Raw genomic sequence first — 21513 nt, forward strand, 5'->3', positions numbered from 1 at the left:
CGTAGGATCCACGGATAAACCCCGAGAACTAAGCTTCAAAACATAATTCCTAAACCCGCAAATATACATAGTACAAGGTGATGCCATGTGAGGAGACGGAAAAGCCCGTTATTGCTGATAGCTATTGCGATTACGGTGATTGGGATTGCGGTCGCCAGTTTAGTCGCTTCATCGAAAAATAAGCCGGAGCATCTCGTTGAACAATTTTACAAGCTCGAACAAGAAGGTGATTTCGGCAGCTCATGGGATTTATTTCATTCGCAAATGAAGGAGCGCTTCAATAAGGACCAATACATCCAAAGCCGGGCGCACGTATTTATGCAGGATATGGATGCTCACAGTTTTACCTTTGAACTCGGCGATACAAAAAAACATCACGAGTGGCAAGCAACAGACGGGGGCAAGCCGTTAAAAAATGTCCATGAGGTAATCGTTCTGCAAACCTTTCATAGCAAATTTGGCCATTTTACGATTGAGCATCCTTGTTATGTCGTTAAGGAAAAAGGAGAATGGAAGCTGCTCTGGGATTATAAACAGGACTAATAGAAGGTGAAGGCATCAAAATCGCACAAACCCCCTCAATAAAAACAAAAGCCTTTGTCCCACTCAACACGAGGACCAAAGGCTTGTTTTGTTGTTCTTACTGCTTAACGGCCTTCTCAAGCTCTAAGTGGCTTTTCAAAATCGACTGAACACGATTCTTTTCTTGATCAGGCACGACCAGGTAGTAGATGCCGCCCATCATCGTACCAGTACCAGAAATCGTAATGTGCTCAATGTTTTGACTGGCATTTTTATAATTTTGCTGAAGATCGACCATTTCACTGAACGTTAAATTTGTCTTCACATTATTTCCTAAAGCTTCAAAAATCGAGCTGAAATTGGTGATCGAATTAAGGTTAGCACCCTTTTTAATTACACCTTGGATAATCATCCGTTGTCGTTGCTGACGGCCAAAATCCCCGTTCGGATCCTCTTTACGCATGCGCGAATAATTGAGTGCATCTTCACCAGTTAAGGTGATTTCGCCCAGTGGGAAATGATTACCGCCATACTCGAAATCGAGATTATTGTTAACAGTGATTCCGCCGACTGCGTCAACAATTTCCTTAAAACCTTCCATATTGATTTTCATATAGTAATCGACAGGAATATCTAAGAAGTTTTCTACCGTATCCATCGACATCTCCGGGCCACCAAAGGCATAAGCGTGGTTGATCTTATCCTCAGTTCCTTTGCCGATAATTTCTGTATAGGTGTCACGAGGAATACTCAGCATCTTCGTGGAATTTTGATTCGGATTCACCGTAACCAAAATCATTGTATCGGAACGGCCTTTGTCACCTGCACGCTCGTCAACACCAAGCATTAAAATCGAGAAGGGCTCCTGTTTTTGAAGGGTAACTTCTTGAGCTCGTTTTTCGGATTTTCGGTCAAGTGGTTCATGGATATCCTCTAAAGCAGTGGACAACGATCGGTAAAACGTGAAGCCATAAATCGCTATCCCGAACAAAAGCACTAAGGATACAATCGTGACGATTTTAAGCCATTTTGGTTTGTTTCTTTTAATTTTTGACATTATTACAAAAAACCTCCAACTATTCAACAATCTATTACACATACAATACCAAAAAATTCAGAAGATTAATAGAAAGGGAAACAATTTTAAACATAGTAGTAAAAAGGAAAAACCCATGTCCATCAAGACTCAAACATCGAAAAAGCCTTAGAATACATTATGGACGGTGTTTATGCTAAAATGTAAATGTCGAAATAATGCGAATTTTATTTTTGGAAAATCAAACAATGTTGATGGCAGTTTATGCAAGAAACTGTAACAGCGAACGGGGGGTACGGGATGAAACGTTCAAAATGGTTTAATCAAATAAATGGGAAACTAGAGCAATTCCTTGAAAAAATGAATAATGATGCCGTCAGAAAATTTAAAGTAGACAAGCTCCAAAAGATTGCTGGCAGAATTGACGAATTCGCTCAACAAAACTGTGAGCAATGCAAGGAAAATCAGCAAAAAGCTGACCAACTTACATCTTCACTTGAGGCAATCATGCGCGGAAAACCGATTGATGTTAAGCAATATCAGGCATTATATAAGGAGCTATTGACGCATTTGAAAAAAGGACACGGCCTGGTTGAGGCGGGCCAGTACATGAATCAGTGGCTAGCATTAGGGTTGATTTTCGGAGCGGCATTTTCGTATTTCAATCTTTACGCCATCTCTCTTGGCCTCCTTCTCGGAATCGGAATTGGAGCCATGCTCGACAGCGACGCGAAAAAGAAGGGGAAGCAAATCTAGAAAGTTGGAAGAAATATTCATATGTTAAAAGAAACGCAGGGCACCACCTAACCGTGGCTGCCCTGCGTTTTTCATTTAGATAGTTTTTTAAATACCATATATGAATAAACGTAGGGTGCAATCACAATCACAGCTATCACTCCGATGATCACATAACCCCTGATAGCCGCAGAAACAAAGGTTGATAACACGAGAAGAACACCGCCGCCAAAAAACAACCTTCCACCAAAACGATGCGTCTTTCGCCAGACCTCTTCATTGCTTAATGCCCATGGCGTGCGGATGCCAATGAAGAAATTGGAGCGGACTCTCTGCATTACATTGCCGAGCACGATAAAGATAATACCAATTACCACCGAACCCATCGATGACATCGGGATGTTGTAACCTAAACCAAATAAAATGACAAATATATTTAAGCCAAAGAACAGTACAAGCAGCGAAAGATAAATCGTTTGATAACTGCCAGAGAAATACTTATAGTTTTGCCTTCTTGGGTCTATTTTTGGCAAAAAGGCAACCGAAAAATAAAGCAAAATCATAATGCCAATTTGCGTAAGCATCGCATTCAGCTTGGTTGAGTATCCATTCACTTCACCATTAAAGCCCCAATGGGTTGGCAGCTCTGCCGGAAGCTTTGGAAAGGCAATCGCCCAGGCGATAACCGTCAAGAGAATAATGGTAATCGGTAATATATGTTTCTTCATAAAACTACTCCTCCTTTTTGTCCTGATGTGAGGGGTGCGTAAAGCTAAAGGCCCAATTTAAAATATCCTGAAAAACCGTAGTATTAAGGGAATAAATGATAAATTGCCCCTTTTTCTCATCTTGAATTAAGTCAGCGTGCTTCAAAATTTTTAGATGCTGCGAAATACTGGGTTTGGACATTTGGAAGCGGTCAGATATTTCCCCAGCGGTTAAATCGCGTTCCTTTAATAAATCAAGAATTTGTCGCCGGGTCGGATCTGATAACGCTTTAAAGGTCGAATTCAAAAGACCCGTCTCCTCTCTTAGTTAAGTATTTAGTTATTTAACTAAATAATAAAACACAAATCTAAATTGCACAACACTATTTCACATTAATAATAAATAAAGTTTGTACTAATTCAAAAGTTCGGTTACGTTGTCTATCGGAATATTACCCGTGAAAAGCCTCTTTAACAGAAAATAGGCATTAATAGGAAATTTCCAGCATATTTTGATTGACGGAAGTCCTAACAAATAATACGCTAATAGTTGGAAAGGGTTTACTGCACTAACAATCTCATTTATGAGGAGTGGTTCATGTGGATTTTCGCGCCCTTGCATCTGACTTTCAGACCATATTTTCACGAGAAGCTGAGCGTTATTTCTTTTCTCCAGGCCGAGTAAATTTAATTGGAGAGCACACAGAATATAATGGCGCCAATGTCCTGCCTTGTGCCATTTCACTAGGTATATACGGTGCTGTTAGTAAACGAACAGATCGATTGGTACGTCTTTTTTCGAAAAATTTTTCAGAGCAAGGCATGATTCAATTCACATTAGATGAACTAAACTTCAAACCTTCCGATAGCTGGGCAAATTATCCTAAAGGGATGCTTTCGCACCTACATAAAGAAGGCCATATTCTTTCCGAAGGCTTTGATTTGCTCGTATCCGGAAATATCCCGGTTGGTGCAGGTTTATCCTCGTCAGCATCGCTTTTGATGCTAATTGGGGAAACCGTTAATAAGCTTTATCAGCTTCATCTTTCAAAAATTGAGCTAATAAAGGCTTGCAAGGAAACGGATCAGTATTTTATTGGAATGAAAAGCGGGATTGGCGATCCATTTATTGTCGCGAACGGGAAAGTAAATCATGCGATTCTGCTCGATTGTCATACATTAAGCTATGACTATATTCCATTTCATTTACAGGACTATAAGCTGGTCATTATGAATTCAAACAAGCAAAGCGAAGAGCTTGTGGAATTTTATGATAAACGCCGGGATGAGTGTGAGCATGCGCTCAGACATCTCCAGGGAGCGATTAATATTCTTTCGCTCGGAGATTTAAACATCGAACAGTTTGAAAGCTTTAAGCATCTAATTCCAACTGAACTGTTAAAAAAGCGCGCCCGACATGTCGTTACAGAAAATGAACGGGCATTTGCCGCTGTAAAACAGCTCAGACGCGGAAATTTAAAAGCGTTTGGGGAGTTAATGACGCAGTCACATTTATCCTTACAAAATAATTATGAAGCAACTGGAACGGAGCTTGATACCCTAGTTGAATGTGCTTCGTCGCAGCCGGGGGTGCTCGGGGCAAAAATGACCGGCGCAGGTCTTGGTGGCTGTGCTATTGCCATCGTTGAAGCGGGCCAGGTTGACCATTTTATCGAGGAAGTTAATCAATATTATGTTTCAAAAATTGGACGGGATGCTTCCTTCTATACCGCCACGATTGGTGATGGTGTTAGGGAATTGAATTTTGATAAGGTGAAATAATTGAATAATAAATTGATTAAAGACTGTCATTTTATCCGTGACAGTCTTTATTATTTTGCTTAACAATTCAAAAAAATTTATAATAAGAGTGGGTAAATGACATCTATTTCAACATCAATTCTCTTACTTGAAAGGAGAATGCGGGTGAAGCAGATTTAATTTGGAAGAATCAGATGGCGGGAATCAAAGTTTCTGCATCTATGTATTGAAACCCCATAATCAGAAGTCGTGTAACATCTATCGTTTAACATCGCAATTCCCACCATGATTTATCACTGATAAGGAGGGAATTTTTTAATGCGAAGAAAATTGAAAAAGCGCAGAAAAGCAGTTTTACTTTGCTTTTTGTCTCTAATGATTGTGCTACCTGCCAATGTTTTTGCAAATGTATATGTTTCTGATAATGGACAAGTTGAAGGAACTGTATCAACACAAGAAAATGAAATCGTTGCTGATACAGTGATGACAAATCCTGATACTAATCCTGTTGTAGATGAGGAGACCGTACCAATTGAAGAGGAACAAACCGGTGAACAACCTAACGGAGGGAATATTTCACCACCAGCTCCCGAAGCACCAAAGGATGAAGTGCTGCCTTCAAATGAAGGTGAACAACAAGTCCCCGTTGTGCAACAAGAAGATACACCAATAGCCGAGAATCAAGACGTAAAAATTGAATTAAATAGTAAAGCAGACGAGCAAACAATAGATTTGCAACTGGATGAAAACACTGACAAAGTTCCATTAAAAAGAGGGGAAAATGCCTATCAATCATACTTCTCTTTACTAGCAGCAGAGGGCGGGCTTTCAACAGCTGATCTTAATACAGTTACTAAAGAGCAATTAGTTGAAAAACTAGTTGGTGATGATATAGAAATATCAAATGTAACTTTTAATGGAGCGAATCATGCTGCTGGAACCTTTAGCGGAGGAGCTGGCATCATTGGATTTACTGATGGTATCATTTTGAGTAATGGAAATATCGTTGATGTTATTGGTCCTAATGATGATAGTGGAGTATCCACAGCAAATGGTACCGGAGGGGATGAGGATTTACATCAGCTTGTTCCAGATTTTGAATTAAATGATGCCGCAGTCTTGGAATTCGATTTTATCCCAATCCATGATACGCTTAGATTCAGATATGTTTTTTCTTCTGAAGAATACAATGAATATGTTAACGAAGGATATAACGACGTATTTGGATTTTTTGTAAACGGCCAAAATATTGCACTTATTCCAGACACAAATCTCCCAGTTTCCATTCATAATATTAATTTAGATGCTAATTCACAATATTTTATTAATAATGAAATAGATGAACCTGATACTGAACCTACATTAGCGATGAATGCGTTGCTTGCAGAGCCATTGAATACTCAGATGGATGGATTAACAGTGGTAATGACAGCTACAACAACTGTGAAAATTGGAGAAGTTAACCACATTAAACTTGCTATTGCTGACGCAAGTGATGATAGTGTAGATTCTAACGTATTTATTGAAGCCGGTAGCTTCTCATCTATCGATACAAAAGCTCCAATCAAACCTGAGGTTCTAGAGGTAGACGATAATGACCAAGCTTTGACCGGTACGACTGAACCAGGTGCGACAGTCATTGTAAAGGTCGGAGATATGGAAATTGGAAATACCAAAGCTGATGCAGCAGGAAAATTCACCTTAACTATTCCAAAGCAAAATGCTGGAACGATTTTAGAAGTATATGCGCGTGATGAAGCTGGAAATACTAGTGAACCAACTACACTTACCGTTGTTGATAAGACTGCTCCAGCTCAGCCTACAGTTAATAAAGTAACAGATCAGGATACCAGTGTGTCTGGGCAAGCTGAGAGTAAAGCTAAAATAGAAGTTAAAGTAAATGGATTCTTGATTGCTTCAAGTACTGCAGGTGAGGATGGAAAATTTGCGGTTCTCATTCCTAAGCAAGCGGGTGGTACAACCCTTGTAATTACTGCGACAGATGCAGCAGGAAATATTAGTGAAGCAGTCAGTGTTGTGGTTACTAAAATGAATCTTACCATTACCTTAAGTCAGAAATTACCAGACACTGCGACAAACAACTTCAACCTATTATTCGCAGGCATAGCGTTAGTCATCATTGGTGGTACCCGTTTAGTGTTTAGGCGAAGGGATGAAAAATAAATACTAAGATAGTATAAAGAGCGAGAAAACCCTCCTGATGCATTTGTGTCAGGAGGGTTTTTTACAATGAGAGATTTATTAATTGGCTTGCGCAGTATGCGTACCAACTGGAATCTCCAACTGTGTTTTCAATTCGTTTTGAACTCGTTGTTGTTCCTCATCTGAGACAAGGATGTAATAAACCGAGTTAATCTTTGTTCCTTGTCCGGTAAGAGGATCCATTTGCTCAATTGTTGATGCTGCAGTTTGATAATTTTGTTGTATATCTATCATCTCATCAAAAGTTAAGTTTGTTTTAATATTATTACCTAACGCTGTGAAAATTTCATTGTATTTGGCAAGTGAAGTCATGCTCACACCGCTATCGACCACTGCTTGAATAATTTCTCGTTGTCTAATTTGACGACCATAGTCTCCGCGTGGATCTTCATAGCGCATTCTTGAGAATTTCAATGCTTTTTCTCCATTTAGTTGGAGCTGTCCAACTGGAAAGTAAGCACCGTCTAAGGTAAACTCAAGATCGTTATTTACGGTAACTCCACCAACTGCATCGACGATATCTTCAAAGCCTTCCATATTAATCTGAATATAGTAATCTATCGGAATATCTAAGAAGTTTTCAACTGTGTTCATGGCCATTTCAACCCCGCCGTAAGCATAGGCATGATTGATTTTGTCCTCTTTGCCTTTTCCAACAATTTCAGTACGGGTATCCCTAGGAATGCTAAGCATCTTGACTGTATTATTATTTGGATTAACCGTTAATACAATCAACGTGTCCGAACGACCTTTGTCGCCTTCGCGTTCATCAACACCTAACATAAGAACAGAGAATGGATCCTTTTTCTCCAAAGTTACGTCTTCCGTCCGTTTTTCCGACTTTTCCCGTTTTACTGGCTCATGCATCGTTTCTACTGCGCTCGTTAATGATTTATAAACTGAATAACCGTATGCACCGGCTCCAATAAGTAATAGTAAGAAGAAGATTCCTGTAATGCGAAGCCATCTTCTTTTTTTAGATTTGGAAGTTGCTTTCATCGTATGGCCCTCCTTTTAAAAAAACAATCGTTTAATAGAATAACATGAAAGCGGGAATAATTATATGGTATTTACTTGGAAATTACTCGAACTTGTGTACATTTTGTTAATTTTTGTTGGAGAAACTCAAAATAGGTGACCAAAAACTACTCTTCAAACAAAAGAAGAACCTCCAGTAAAGGCAGGTTCTTCTTGAAAGCTGATATTTACTTAATAGTAAAGTGATAGAAAGGTGAAATTATAAAGAATTAGTGTATTCTACAATGCCATCAGCAATTGCACGAGCAATTGCATTTTGATAGTCATTTGCAACTAATTTTTGGCGTTCAGCCGAGTTATTTATAAAGCCCATTTCTATTAAAGTGGCAGGCATAGCTGATTCACGAACCACTGAAAAAGTTTCTCCATGTGTTCCGCGGTTATTTGCACCAGTGTATTCTATCAAATTTTCTTGAATTATTTTTGTTAGAGAAATGCTATTTGAAACTCTTTCTGGATCATTGTGCATATCACCATTTATTTTTGAAGGATATTCAGGGAAGTATTGGTAATAATACGATTCAATCCCATTGGCAGAAGTTTCTCCGCCACCAGATGTAGAATTTGTATGAATACTAACAAATATATCAGCCTTTAAATCGTTTGCCATTTGTGAGCGGTCTAATAAGCCAACGGTGGTATTTGCGTAACGAGACATATAGACTGTATAACCACGTTCTACTAACAGGGCTTGTACTTTTTGGGCAACAGAAAAATTCAAATCTGCTTCTCGAACACCGCCAGCACCAGCACCAGGATCTGATCCACCATGGCCGGGGTCTAAAAATACTGAGATTTTCTGCTTGAACGTTACAGTAATAGTATCTAATGTTGTTACAAGTCCTCCTGTACCAGTTTCCCGGATCGTTATTGTATGTTGCCCTTCGGTAAACAAGGTAGTGTCTAGTTCATAATGAAAACCTGCATTTGCATTGTTGAATTGAGGAAAGGCATTTTGGATATCAGGTCGATTATCACCATAGGTTGCTTGACCGACAACCTTCCCATCCACTAATACTTCGATATTTGCTACACCATTTTCGTCTAGAAACCATCCACTAATATTATGGATGCCTCTAAGTTTTGAACCAGACACAGGATTATCTAAATATCCAAAAGCATTAGCGTTTTTGATTGTGATGGTATTATTCGGTAATGTTACAACACGACCATTTTTTCCAGTTTCTCTGATGGAAACTGTATGTTGACCATCGGAAAATTTGGTTGTATCGAGAGAAAAGTGGAAGCCAGCATTCTTGTTATTATATTGTGAGTAAGCTTTATAGACATCCGTTCTCTCGTCTCCATAAATTGCTTGACCAACAACTGCTCCATCCACTAATACTTCAATGCTAGCTACATCGCTTTCGTCTAAAAACCATCCATGAATGTTATGGTTGCCTTTTAAAGTTGTGCCAGACGCAGGATTATCGATATAGCCTATCTTTTTTGCACTTGCGTTTTGAATTGAAATCGTACTACTAGGCAAAGTTGTTGTACGTCCATTTAATCCGGTTGCCTTGATTGTTAGAGTATGTTGCCCGTCGGAAAATTTGTTTGTATCAAGGGCAAAGTGAAATCCAGCATAGCTGTTATTATATTGCGGAAATGCTGACTTAATATCTGACCTAGCATCACCATATATAGCTTGACCGACCACTTTTCCGTCGATTAATACATCAATGTTAGCAACGCCATTTTCATCTAAGAACCACCCATGTACATTATGTGTACCCTTTAGAGTTGAACCAGAGACTGGATTATCTAAATATCCAAAAGCATTGTCATTTTTAATATTAATTGAGATAGTCGGGAGAGTGATGGTTCGCCCATTTTGCCCAATTTCTCTAATGCTAATAGTGTGTTTTCCATCTGAAAGTTTGGTTGTGTCTAGAGCATAATGAAAACCTGCGTTATCATTATTATATTGTGGGAAAGCATTTTTGATATCAGATCTTGCATCACCATAGGTGGCTTGCCCAACCACTGCCCCATCCACCAAAACTTCAATAGTAGATACACCAGTTCCATCTAAAAACCACCCATGAACATTATGAGTGCCTTTAAGAGTTGACCCGGATATAGGATTATCTAAATACCCAAATGCATTGTCATTTTTAATATTGATTGAGAATGTAGGTAAATTTGTAATCCGTCCGTTTAGCCCGTTTTCTCTAATGGAAATTGTATGTGAGCCATCAGAAAATTTAGTTGTATCAAGAGGAAAATGAAAACCGGCATTACTATTGTTAAATTGAGGAAAAGCTGTTTTGATATCTGGTCTTGCATCACCGTAAGTTGCTTGCCCAACCACTTTTCCATCTACTAATACCTCAATTGTCGAGATACCATTTCCATCTAAAAACCACCCATGAACATTATAGGTACCATTAAGTGTTGTGCCAGCTACAGGACCATCTAAATAGCCAAATACGTTATCGTTTTTAATCGTAATATTACAATTAGGCAATGTAGTAACTTGCCCATTTTGTCCAGTTTCTTTAATTGTAATTGTGTGATTGCCATCAGCAAACTTTGTGGTGTCAAGAGCAAAATGGAAACCTGCATTTCCATTGTTATATTGTGGATATGCTGCTTGTACATCTTGTCTAGCATCACCATAAATGGCCTGACCTGCAACAACCCCATCTATTAACACTTCAATGGATGCTACACCGCTTCCATCTAAAAACCAACCGTGTATATTATGAGTGCCCTTTAATGTGGCTCCAGATCCTGGGTTATCTAAATAACCAAAGGTAGTCTGACTGGAAATCGTTTGTGCAGAAGTTGTAAATGGTAGTTTAAAAGACAATAACAATGCAATTACTACAAATAATAATGCTACAAGTTTATTGTTGTGCTTCATTTCTCCATCCTTTCTAAAGGCATTTAGTCTGACACATCTCCTATCATACATTTCTTCTAAAAAAATTAATATATGAAAATTACATCTTTTACTTTTTTTTGAAATAATAGAGTTAAGGATTTATAGAGCTATGACATAAATTTTGATGACTCTGCACACAAGCTTGTTCGCTTAATGTAGTTGAATATTTTCCCAACTTATGAAATAATTTTTGTTATGAAATAATGAGAAAACGCATTCAAAATAAAGTTAAACTACATAATTTTAAGAAAAGGAGAATCAACTGTGAAAAAAGTAAGAAAAGCGATTATCCCTGCAGCAGGTCTAGGCACGCGCTTTTTACCTGCAACAAAGGCAATGCCAAAAGAGATGTTACCTATTGTAGACAAACCCACCATTCAGTATATAGTTGAAGAAGCAATAGAATCAGGAATAGAAGATATTATCATCGTAACTGGAAAAGGGAAACGGTCAATCGAAGACCATTTTGACCATGCTTTTGAACTGGAACAAAACTTACTTGATAAAGGGAAATTAGAATTATTAGAAGCAGTACAAGAAACCTCAAAAATGGTCGATATCCATTACATACGGCAAAAAGAGCCTAGAGGGCTTGGACACGCAGTATGGTGTGCACGAAATTTTATTGGTAATGAGCCATTTGCGGTACTTCTTGGTGATGACATAGTGCAAGCTGAAACTCCTTGCTTAAAACAATTAATGAACGAATATAATCGAACTCATTCTTCAGTTATAGGTGTAAAAAGGGTTCCAGATGATGAAACGAACCGATATGGAATCATTGATCCAATTGAGCAGATTGGTCGTTCGTTCCAAGTTCGCAACTTTGTTGAAAAACCAGCCTTAGGTAAGGCACCTTCAAATTTGGCAATTATCGGAAGATATGTTTTCTCTCCTGAAATCTTCATGTTCCTTGATAAACAAGAGGTTGGAGCAGGTGGAGAAATTCAACTTACTGATGCTATCGAGAATTTGAACCAAATTCAAAGAGTGTTTGCTTATGAATTTGAAGGTAAACGCTATGATGTTGGCGAAAAGTTAGGCTTTATTGAAACCACTATTGAATTTGCACTAGAAAAGAAAGAACTTCGCGAGGATTTATTGAGATTTATGGCTGAAAAGCTTAGTGAAAATCAATAATTGCCGTATAAAAAATGCTAGGGGAAAAATATTCCTCTAGCATTTTTATTTGATCAATCAGTTTGTTGTTTTCTTAAGTTTAGCTTTAAGTGCGTTTAATCCTGTATTGACGATGGTATCTTTGACTATGATTAATCCTACAAGATAAATGCTTGCAGCAAGTATAAGCTGGATAAAAGTTACAATGATTGGGTTTATCTGGAGTATTCTGTCAATACCAAAAGCAGAAATATATACTAATGTACTTAATAATAAGTATTTAATAAACATTCCCGAGAAATCTCTAACGATAAAATAGTTTCTCGCAAAGTACATTTGAATCATTGCCCCAGTTGCCTCAGCTACTAATAATGCGATCGTTGTGGCTGTACTAGCAAACTGAGAAACAAAAAGGATATTTGTAATTAAGCTTAGGATGGCTCCAATGGTTATAGAGATTGCATATTTGTTTTGCTGGTTTGTTGATACTAAAATTTGAATACCAAAAATATTGGCCAATCCAACAAAGAAAACGACGGGACTCATAATAATTAGCAGGTTAATGACTGGGCTATATCCTTCGCCTAAAAACCATTCGATGAAATTCGGGGCAATTCCCATTAACCCTAATGTCATTGGTAAAGTAATCATTAATACAAACTGCAGGGCATACTTAATGTATTTCTTCATAGATTCAACGTTCCCCTGCGAAAATTCCTTTGCCATCCTCGGTAGCAAGACAGAACCAAGTGATGTTATAAAACCAAGCGCTATTCTTACAATTTTATCCGCTTGATTATAAAAACCTACTTCAACTTCCCCAGACACACGACCTAATACAATTTTATTTACTAGGATATAAACTTGAACCATTATTTGCGGAATAAACAGGCTAAGGATTGGAATAATATGAATTTTTATATCGCTGAAAGCTATTTTTTTGAAAGTTATTTCCTTTAATAGCGGAATCCACATGATTAATTGTCCAACAAACAGTGTCAATGCATTTATTAAAATATAAAGGTGTAAATCGTTAACGTTTTTTACAAATGAAAAGATTAATACAATGCTCACAAGTCTTACAATGATATTTCTGGTTGTGACGCTTTTTATTTGTTCTTTGCCGATAAAATACCAGGAGATATCAACTGTATATGCAAATAATGTGAAAAAATGAATCAGAAAAAGTGGTGTATATTCATGTGAAACAAGAATAAATGTTAGGTAACAGATAATAGTAATGACAGAAAAGAAAAGTTGGACTGAATAGATGGACCAAAATTCCTTCGAACGTTCATCTCTATTTTGTTGTTTTGCTACTTCGCGGCTACCATACATAGGGATACTTAAAACGGCAAAAATCATAAAGAGCTGAACAATTGATAGTACATACGCATCCGTACCGACACCTTCAGGTTTTAAAACCCTGGATACATACGGCGTTGTAATAAATGGTGTGATTAATAATAGTAATTGGTAAATGACTGTATATAAGTAATTCGTAATCAGTTTACTCATTTAATACTTTCCAATCTTTTTGAAATTTTGTTGAATCAATTATTCCTTCTATTTACATCATTTAAGAGTAGCATTTAACTTCATGATTCTCAACGAAAAATATCGTTTGTTTTGTTAATTATTATTTACAGTATGATGATAAGGTTGCTGAACTACCAAAGTTTAGGTATATTAATTTATGTTATTTTGATTTCTTTTGTTTATAAAGAGCTAATTGGAGAGAACGATTATGAATCCTAAATTAAGTATTATCGTCCCAGTGTATAATGTTGAAAAGTTTCTTGGCGATTGCGTTAAGAGTATTTTGTCCCAGTCATTTAAAGAGTTTGAACTAATTTTGGTGAATGATGGGTCAACTGATCGCAGCGGGGTTATTTGTGATGAGTATGCGAAAAAGGACCAACGAATCCAGGTTCATCATAAAGAAAATGGTGGTCAGTCATCGGCAAGAAATAAAGGAATTGACGTAGCGAAAGGACAATATCTTGGTTTTATTGATAGCGATGATTGGATTCATAATGATATGTATAACATCTTATTTAATAAAGCTCTTGAAGCAAAAGCAGATATTGCTGCATGTAATATTATCCAGTATAACAAGGACGATACAAAATACTATTTTTGTAATGATTCAACGGAATGTCTGTTTGACCGGAATTCAGCGATGGGTGAACTTTATTTAAATCATAGGCTTACCTTTAGTCCTTGTAACAAAATATATAAACGAAGTTTATTTGAAAATATTAGATTTAAAGAGGGGTATATTCTCGAAGATATAGATTTTGCTTATCGAATTATCCATCAGAGTAAGAAAGTTTTTTATACAGGGGAAGCATTGTACAATTATCGGTATAATGATAAAAGCACAATGCGAAAAGCCTTTTCCAAAAAACGCTTGGATGAATTTGAGGTTAGAAAAAATTTATACCTGTTTTATCGTGAAAATTATCCAGAACATGCTGATGAGGTATATGCTGAATGGTTTTTAACCGGTTTAATGTTATATGTAAATATTGATAAGTATTATCATGATGAGAAGAAGCAATATAAATACTTATTAGAAAAAGATCGGAAAATAATAAAGGAATTAATTTTTAATAAAGAGTATAGCAAAAAGAAGAAATTGCTTCTTGCGCTAGGAATGATTTCTTCACCATTATTGGTAAAATTTTATCGATATTATTGGGATAAAGTGAAGAAGGAATTATAAATTAATTAATGTTTACTCTATTTTGGAGATGAAGAAATGGTCGCATTTATTATATTGAATTACAATACCTGGGAAATGACAATCCAATGCGTCGATTCAATATTTAAGACGTGTAAACTGGATTATACTATCTATATTGTCGATAATGGTTCAAACAATAAGTCATATGAGGAACTTACAAAACAATATCGAAACAATCCTAATGTTAAAGTGATTAAATCGGAAAATTACGGATATGCAATTGGGAATAATATCGGTATCAAAAAGGCAATAGAGGACGGTCACGAGTTTGTAACGGTTACAAATAATGATGTTATCTTTCTAGATAACAGCATTTCGGAAATGCATTCATTCCTAAAAATAAATCCAAATGTAGCCGTGACTGCTCCATATATTTTATCATCAGAAGGGCGAATTAGGGATTTACCAACTTTGAAACCTTTAAGCAAAAGCGATTATTTGTTTCATAATACGAAACTGAATAAATTTACATCTGCAAAAAGTAAACAAAGATTTGATCAGGAATATTATCTCTCTGCTATCTCCATTAAAGATGACCCAATCCCAATTTATAAATTCTCTGGTTGCTGCTTTATGGCTCGAAGTGTGGATTTTATGAAAGTAGAATTATTCGATGAACATACCTTTTTATATTATGAAGAAGATATTTTAAGTCATAAAATGTATAAAGCCGGCTTAAAGTCCTTTTTTCTGCCAGATGCGAAAATCGTTCATCACCATGGCCAGACAACTGGTAAAGAAAATCTATTTGTCGATACAGAAATGTTTAAAAGTGAAATATATTTTTTGGCCCGAGTTTATCAATTAAATTATCTATTACTACTATTAATCTACTTAGACCGTGCCATAACTCCACTAATGAAGAAACTAAAGCATGCATATAAACTATCTTTTAGCGAATACAAAGATTTTTTAAAGAAAACGTGGAGTCATTTTAGAAAATATTCAAAGTTACACAAGGATTAACAATTAGTTAAATAATTAAAAAACAACACCATCTATCTAAAATATTGTAGTAGATGGTGTTATGTTTTTATATGATTGAATATCCATAATAATCTGTTTTTTAACCATCTATTGAAAATAGACAACTTGATTGATACAATAATCCTGTTTTGAATATAAGATACAATAAAATAAGTCTGAAAAAAATTTGATAGAGGTTATTTAATGAAAAAGTCGGTAAATTATTTATTTTTTATAAGTGTTTATATCATCGTTTACTTACTCCATTTTAAAATTACGATCATTAAGGGCAGTGATGATACGGTATTTACTAACGCATCTGATACTCCATTTTTTGATTGGATCTCAACTCGATATTTCACGTGGTCCGGTAGGCTTTTTCCGGATACGATGGTGTATGTTTTGTTAGATGAGTATTTATGGTTGTGGAGAATTCTAAATGCAGCCTTTTTAATGCTCCTAGCGTATGGGATTGTACGTTTAATAAAGAAAGAAGTAAAAAGATCAGAATTTCTAACATCTTTGCTGGTAATAGGTTTTTTCGCCGAAGCGATACTTAGACATGGTCTCTTTTGGATAACAGGTACTGTGAATTATCTATGGCCAATTGCACTTGGAATCATTGCAATGATCCCTTTTGCTGAAAAGATTCTTGGTAAACAAACAGTTATATCAAATAAATTAATTGTTATTGCAGCATTTTCAGGAATAATCGCGTCCATTTCTAATGAACAAGTAGCTTTATGTATGTCCACCTTTTCTATCATTTCCTTGGTTGTTGATTATTTAAGACATAAAACGATTGATAAAAAACTAATTAGTTTAGCTGGCCTAATTTTGATTGGTTCATGTATATTGCTCCTTGCCCCAGGTAATGCAGTTAGATGGGAAGAGGAAGTAGGAAGATGGTTCCCGGGTTATGACGAATTAACATTAAAAAGCAAGTTTCATTTGGGAATTATATGGCTATATGAACGGTTTTTTGTTGTAATGAGACATCTAGTTCTGTTATTAGCTTTATTCGTATTTATTTACTATAAAGATAAATTCAAAGAAATTAATAAATACAAAACCGTTTATGTTATTTTTTCTACTCAACTATTTTTTGCCATTAGCTCTGTTTTGTTGAATATTCAATCATTTTATAATTTTGGTCTAATTAATTCATATCGAATTAGTCATAGTATTTTTCAATTTTGGAAGAGCGATTTAGGATTTTTAATTGCGATATTCCCCTATGTTTTTTGGACGCTGTTTAGCGTTTGTTTACTTATCCTGATCATCAATATGAGTAAACACCCTGTATTTGTATTTCTATGCCTAGCAGCTGCTGTTGCAACATTAATGGTTATGTTTTTTTCACCAACCATTTATGCATCGATAGAAAGAACGCAGGTGGTAGCATCAGTGTTAATTGCAATCGTTATAAGTCATTTATTAATTGAAAAAGGTTATATGGAAAATAAACTAAACATTATTATCCTTAGTTGTTATCCGATATTAAATATCACTCATTTATTGTCCAATTGGTAGAAAGTTTATTATTGCAAACATAATTGTAAAAGTAGGTGTATCATATTGAAATTAGTTTCAATAGTTGTTCCTTGTTATAACGAAGAACAGTCGATCGACTTGTTTTTCTCGGTGGTAGACCCCATTTTAAAAGAAATAAGTACTATAGATTATGAAGTTATTTATGTAAATGATGGTAGCAAAGATAACACTGAACAAGTTATGAAAGAGCTAAGTGACAGAGAGCCGAAAGTTCGATTTGTTAGCTTCAGTAGAAATTTTGGTAAAGAGGCAGCCATGTTAGCGGGCATCGAAGCGGCTTATGGAGATGCAGTAGTTCTAATGGATGTGGACCTGCAAGACCCGCCAAGCCTATTGCCACAAATGATTGATGACTGGATAAATGGCGGATATGATGTTGTGTACACAAGAAGATCGACCAGAAGTGGAGAACCTCCTATTCGCAGTTGGTTTGCAAAACAATTTTATAAGCTAATTAATAATATGAGTGATGTCCAAATTGTCGACGGTGCTCGAGATTATCGTTTAATGGATCGGAAAGCGGTTGACAGCTTTTTGCGATTAAGAGAACGCAATCGTTTCGCTAAGGGCTTGTTTATGTGGGTTGGATATAATTCCAAATGTCTTGAATTTGAGAATGTGGAAAGAGCTGTTGGAAGTACTAGTTGGAGCTTTTGGAAGCTTGTGCATTATGCTATTGATGGTATTGTATCTTTTACTATTTCGCCATTACGTTGGGCGACTTATTTTGGATTTTTTACTGCAAGTTCGGCATTTTTCTATATGTTTTATGTTATTTTCTCGAAAATCCTATTCGGTAACTCTGTAAGTGGTTATGCATCAATTGTTTCAATCATTTTGTTTTTTGGTGGGATTCAGTTAATATTCCTAGGTATTATCGGTGAATACATCGGAAGAATTTTTATCGAGGTTAAGGGAAGACCGAATTTTATTATTAAAGAAGCTTCGGCTAATGTTATGCCAGAAAGTGATAAAAAGAGGAAAATTGGGATTGTGAAAAAAGGATAAAGGCAATAATAGGATTGCATTTCCAATTAATAATATTTACTATATCCTTTCAAAAATAGGTATCGAAAATTCGATGCCTATTTTATTGAGGATTGTTGGTTCACTTTTCAGAAAAGTAATTGAGGAGAACAATCATGAAAAAAGAAATGATAAGTTATCTTGTCTATGGAGTATTAACAACTGTAGTGAATATCGTAAGCTACTGGATTTTTACAGAATTGTTTTATGTGGATTATCGGGTTTCAACATCTATTGCATGGTTGTTCTCTGTAATCTTTGCTTTCATAACTAATAAGATGTTTGTTTTTAATAGCAAAGGTTTTGATTTAAATACAATGGTAAGAGAGTTTATGTCTTTTATGTTTTTTAGAATTCTATCTTACCTGATTGATTTAGGAATGATGATTGCATTAGTGGAATGGGTTCAAATGAATGATATGATTGCGAAAATCTTAGCAAATGTTGTCGTGGTTATTATTAATTACGTGGCTAGTAAGTATATTATTTTTCGTAAAGCCAAATATCAGTAATGTAGACATAGGTAGCATTACTGGATGAAACTAATGTTAATAAAAGGGGGAGACAAATTTTCAATGAAAAAGGTTAAGCCTATTTTGATATTTCTAATTCCAATTTTTATCGTCCTAGCTGTTTTTTTTATTTTTAAAATAACTCCTTTTGGTCCTAGTTCAATCTGGTACATCGATTTACCTGCTCAGATTATCTTGTTTTACAGTCACCTTTATGATGTATTCCGTGGGCAGGAGAGTATTCTATTCACATGGAATTATGGGATGGGGATAAATTTTTGGGCAACTTTTTGTTATTATTTATCCAGCCCATTATCTTTTTTAATTGTGTTCTTTCCGCGAGATTTAATTCCACAGGCTGTGATTATGATTTACCTAATAAAATTGGGGCTTGCCTCCCTTTTTATGAGTGTAATGTTGAGGAAACTTTATGATATCAATGATATGAAGGCAATTGTTTTTTCGATTAGTTATTCATTGATGTCTTTTTCAATCACATATTATTTTCTTCCGATGTGGATTGATGCTATATACTTATTACCATTATTGATTTTGTCTGTACATTTCATTCTTAAAGAAAATAAATACAAATTATTTCTGATTACATTAACAATCCTGTTTTTCTCCAATTTTTACATTTCTTATATTACGGGTATCTTTATCTTTTTGTACTTTGTAAAGGAAATGTATTTAGGGGACTTTTCAAAAAAAGAAGTATTTCAGAAATGTAAAATATTCTTTACTAGTGTGTTTTTAGCTGCAAGTTTTTCGATGGTCATGATTTTGCCAACTTATCTTCAGTTAAAGAGCAATAGTTACTCCAATTCTGATCATGCATTAATGGGGTTTGGTATAAATCCTTTGGATATTTATCAAAAGCTTTTTATAGGTACAACGGAACTTCAAAATCTAAGCTTATATGTAGGCCTTATAGTTTTATTACTTGTACCGCTTTACTTTTTTAATAAAAAGTATCCGCTTAGGGAAAGAATAGCTGACCTGCTATTATTGAGCTTTTTACTTATTAGTATTGCTAGCAATCTGCTTATTTATATTTGGCATGTTTTCGAAATGCCTAATGGTGCATTTTATCGTTTTGCCTTTTTAATTTCCTTTTATTTAATTTTACTGTCAGTAAAGTCCATAATTGCTCTTGATAAACAAATGCTTCCTTTGCTTATAAAAATATATGTCTTTAATTGCGTTTTGATTAGTTTGTTGAATAAATTGCTGAGTCAGGATTTCTTTGGTTTAAGCAAAATGTACCTCAATCTTTTTATCCTAACTGCAATATTTATCATCCTTGGAATTAAAATGAATAAACAGCGATTAAAGGTTCCAAGTCTTATTAATTTCACTTTACTTGTTGTTGTGATGTTTGATTTATTTTTCAATACATACTATATTTTCAGGAATTATATTCCTGCCTCAAGTCCATTGGATAAGATATATAATTCAACATATAGAAATGTTATTGAACAAATCGGGAAGACTGATTCTGGATTATATCGAATTAGTCCTGATAACGATTTGTTGTCAACTGAAAATGAGTCATTAAAATATCAATATAAAGGTATGTCGATTTACAGTTCAACTGGGAATGGAAATCTTAATAATTATTTAGGATCACTTGGTTATGCATCCAGCACCAGAAATGTTAATATGAAAAACGGAATTTTTGTTTCTGATAGTCTGTTTGGTTTTAAATATAAAATTACAACAAGTCCAAAAGATAGTCGGATATATGAAGAGGTTTATAAAGAAGGAAATATTCTTGCATATAAAAATAAGTATAGTATGCCAATAGGGTTTATGGTAAACAACAATCAAGTTCCTTTAGTCAATGACACATCAAACTGGATAGAAAAGCAAAATGGTTTTTTGGGTAGCATTGACGGAAAATCCAATTATTACGAAAAAGTTGATTCAGATAATATTTCTATAAACAATCTTCGATTTGATTCCGATGCTAAGGTTTATCATATGGAGAACCAGCAAGTGTCAGCCTATCTGGAATACCAGGTGAAAGTAACTAATTTAAGGCAATTGTATCTGCAACTAGGTGATGAGGAATATTTAAATGCAGATCAGTTATTTACAATTTCGGTAAACGGCAAAAAATTATCTAATGCCAAGGTAGGTTTATTAAATAGCTTTGATTTGGGTACGTTTGAAAATGAAGATGTAATTGTAAAAATTGAATTTACTACAGGCACAGCAAAAATTAGTCAGCCTGAGTTATATACCTTAAATTATTCATTAATGGGTAAACGTATAGAAGAATTAAACCAAAATCCTCTTATTGTAACAAAATATAATAATCATGTAATTAATGGAAAAATCACGGTGCATGATGGTGAGGTTTTATTTTTATCGATTCCTTACGATCATAATTGGCATGTAAAAGTTGATGGTAAACAAGTGGACACTATTCAATTAGGAGAGTTTATCGGAGTACCTATAACGAAGGGTTACCATGAATTGGTGCTTCAATACACCCCGAAAGAAATTTATATTTCAATTGCGTACTCTTTGGTTGTGTTACTTCTTTTTGTGTCATATATCCTTATTTTTGAACGGAACAAAAAGGGTATATCAATATTTTCTAAATAGAACATTAAAACCAAATACTTGAGTTTAACAATTTCAGGCATATCGATTGTGGTAATTTCATG

At 35.3% G+C, this 21513-nt stretch carries 17 protein-coding genes; 11 read left to right on the top strand and 6 right to left on the bottom strand.

Features of this window, described 5'->3' with window-relative positions:
- The first annotated feature begins 87 nt into the window (after positions 1 to 87).
- Positions 88 to 543, top strand: coding sequence for a hypothetical protein (locus HHO41_RS00715; RefSeq protein WP_169094902.1), 456 nt, complete (start codon positions 88 to 90; stop codon positions 541 to 543).
- A gap of 97 nt (positions 544 to 640) precedes the next feature.
- Here HHO41_RS00715 and tagU (HHO41_RS00720) read toward each other — a convergent pair whose 3' ends face one another.
- Positions 641 to 1579 (bottom strand): polyisoprenyl-teichoic acid--peptidoglycan teichoic acid transferase TagU, encoded by a 939-nt coding sequence (tagU, locus tag HHO41_RS00720; RefSeq protein ID WP_169094903.1) that lies wholly within the window; start codon positions 1577 to 1579, stop codon positions 641 to 643.
- A 279-nt stretch (positions 1580 to 1858) separates the two neighbouring features.
- Between tagU (HHO41_RS00720) and HHO41_RS22220 the strand changes: the two genes are divergently transcribed.
- Positions 1859 to 2314: a hypothetical protein gene (locus HHO41_RS22220; RefSeq protein WP_211170989.1), complete on the top strand. Its 456-nt coding sequence runs from the start codon at positions 1859 to 1861 to the stop codon at positions 2312 to 2314.
- Positions 2315 to 2385: 71 nt separating this feature from the next.
- Here the strand turns inward: HHO41_RS22220 and HHO41_RS00730 are convergent, their stop codons facing one another.
- Together HHO41_RS00730 and HHO41_RS00735 are read right to left on the bottom strand one after the other, a co-directional pair.
- The gene (locus HHO41_RS00730; RefSeq protein ID WP_169094904.1) at positions 2386 to 3021 is read right to left on the bottom strand and encodes an SdpI family protein; all 636 of its coding nucleotides are present in this window, start codon (positions 3019 to 3021) and stop codon (positions 2386 to 2388) included.
- A gap of 4 nt (positions 3022 to 3025) precedes the next feature.
- Positions 3026 to 3307 (bottom strand): autorepressor SdpR family transcription factor, encoded by a 282-nt coding sequence (locus HHO41_RS00735; RefSeq protein ID WP_169094905.1) that lies wholly within the window; start codon positions 3305 to 3307, stop codon positions 3026 to 3028.
- 293 nt (positions 3308 to 3600) lie between these two features.
- On the opposite strand from HHO41_RS00735, the gene HHO41_RS00740 reads away from it, so the two are divergent.
- Together HHO41_RS00740 and HHO41_RS00745 are read left to right on the top strand one after the other, a co-directional pair.
- Positions 3601 to 4782 (top strand): galactokinase, encoded by a 1182-nt coding sequence (locus HHO41_RS00740; protein WP_169094906.1) that lies wholly within the window; start codon positions 3601 to 3603, stop codon positions 4780 to 4782.
- Between the two features lie 297 nt (positions 4783 to 5079).
- Positions 5080 to 6945, top strand: a complete 1866-nt coding sequence (locus HHO41_RS00745) for a choice-of-anchor L domain-containing protein (protein WP_169094907.1) — start codon at positions 5080 to 5082, stop codon at positions 6943 to 6945.
- 78 nt (positions 6946 to 7023) lie between these two features.
- Here HHO41_RS00745 and tagU (HHO41_RS00750) read toward each other — a convergent pair whose 3' ends face one another.
- Both tagU (HHO41_RS00750) and HHO41_RS00755 read right to left on the bottom strand, forming a co-directional pair.
- Positions 7024 to 7983 carry a polyisoprenyl-teichoic acid--peptidoglycan teichoic acid transferase TagU gene (tagU, locus tag HHO41_RS00750; RefSeq protein ID WP_169094908.1) on the bottom strand — a complete coding sequence of 320 codons (960 nt, stop codon included), beginning with the start codon at positions 7981 to 7983 and terminating at the stop codon, positions 7024 to 7026.
- 238 nt (positions 7984 to 8221) lie between these two features.
- Entirely contained in the window at positions 8222 to 10891 is a 2670-nt protein-coding gene (locus HHO41_RS00755; protein WP_169094909.1) for an N-acetylmuramoyl-L-alanine amidase, read from the bottom strand.
- Between the two features lie 285 nt (positions 10892 to 11176).
- On the opposite strand from HHO41_RS00755, the gene galU reads away from it, so the two are divergent.
- Positions 11177 to 12052: a UTP--glucose-1-phosphate uridylyltransferase GalU gene (gene galU, locus HHO41_RS00760; protein WP_169094910.1), complete on the top strand. Its 876-nt coding sequence runs from the start codon at positions 11177 to 11179 to the stop codon at positions 12050 to 12052.
- A 57-nt stretch (positions 12053 to 12109) separates the two neighbouring features.
- Here galU and HHO41_RS00765 read toward each other — a convergent pair whose 3' ends face one another.
- Complete coding sequence (locus HHO41_RS00765) at positions 12110 to 13549, bottom strand: flippase (protein ID WP_169094911.1); 1440 nt, start codon at positions 13547 to 13549, stop codon at positions 12110 to 12112.
- A gap of 229 nt (positions 13550 to 13778) precedes the next feature.
- Here HHO41_RS00765 and HHO41_RS00770 point away from each other — a divergent pair, with 229 nt between their 5' ends.
- The 6 genes from HHO41_RS00770 (at position 13779) to HHO41_RS00795 (ending at position 21451) form a co-directional block, all read left to right on the top strand.
- On the top strand, positions 13779 to 14759 hold the full coding sequence (locus tag HHO41_RS00770) for a glycosyltransferase (RefSeq protein WP_169094912.1): 981 nt from the start codon (positions 13779 to 13781) through the stop codon (positions 14757 to 14759).
- 36 nt (positions 14760 to 14795) lie between these two features.
- Entirely contained in the window at positions 14796 to 15746 is a 951-nt protein-coding gene (locus tag HHO41_RS00775) for a glycosyltransferase family 2 protein (RefSeq protein ID WP_169094913.1), read from the top strand.
- A gap of 204 nt (positions 15747 to 15950) precedes the next feature.
- Positions 15951 to 17279 carry a DUF6056 family protein gene (locus tag HHO41_RS00780; protein WP_169094914.1) on the top strand — a complete coding sequence of 443 codons (1329 nt, stop codon included), beginning with the start codon at positions 15951 to 15953 and terminating at the stop codon, positions 17277 to 17279.
- A 45-nt stretch (positions 17280 to 17324) separates the two neighbouring features.
- Positions 17325 to 18308: a glycosyltransferase family 2 protein gene (locus HHO41_RS00785; protein ID WP_211170990.1), complete on the top strand. Its 984-nt coding sequence runs from the start codon at positions 17325 to 17327 to the stop codon at positions 18306 to 18308.
- Between the two features lie 134 nt (positions 18309 to 18442).
- On the top strand, positions 18443 to 18838 hold the full coding sequence (locus tag HHO41_RS00790) for a GtrA family protein (protein ID WP_169094915.1): 396 nt from the start codon (positions 18443 to 18445) through the stop codon (positions 18836 to 18838).
- Positions 18839 to 18901: 63 nt separating this feature from the next.
- A complete protein-coding gene (locus HHO41_RS00795; RefSeq protein ID WP_169094916.1) occupies positions 18902 to 21451 on the top strand; it encodes a YfhO family protein in 2550 nt (849 codons plus the stop codon).
- The last annotated feature ends 62 nt before the right edge of the window (positions 21452 to 21513 follow it).

Origin of the sequence: Bacillus sp. DNRA2 (assembly GCF_012843265.1) — a bacterium.
Taxonomy (GTDB): domain Bacteria; phylum Bacillota; class Bacilli; order Bacillales; family Cytobacillaceae; genus Bacillus_BU.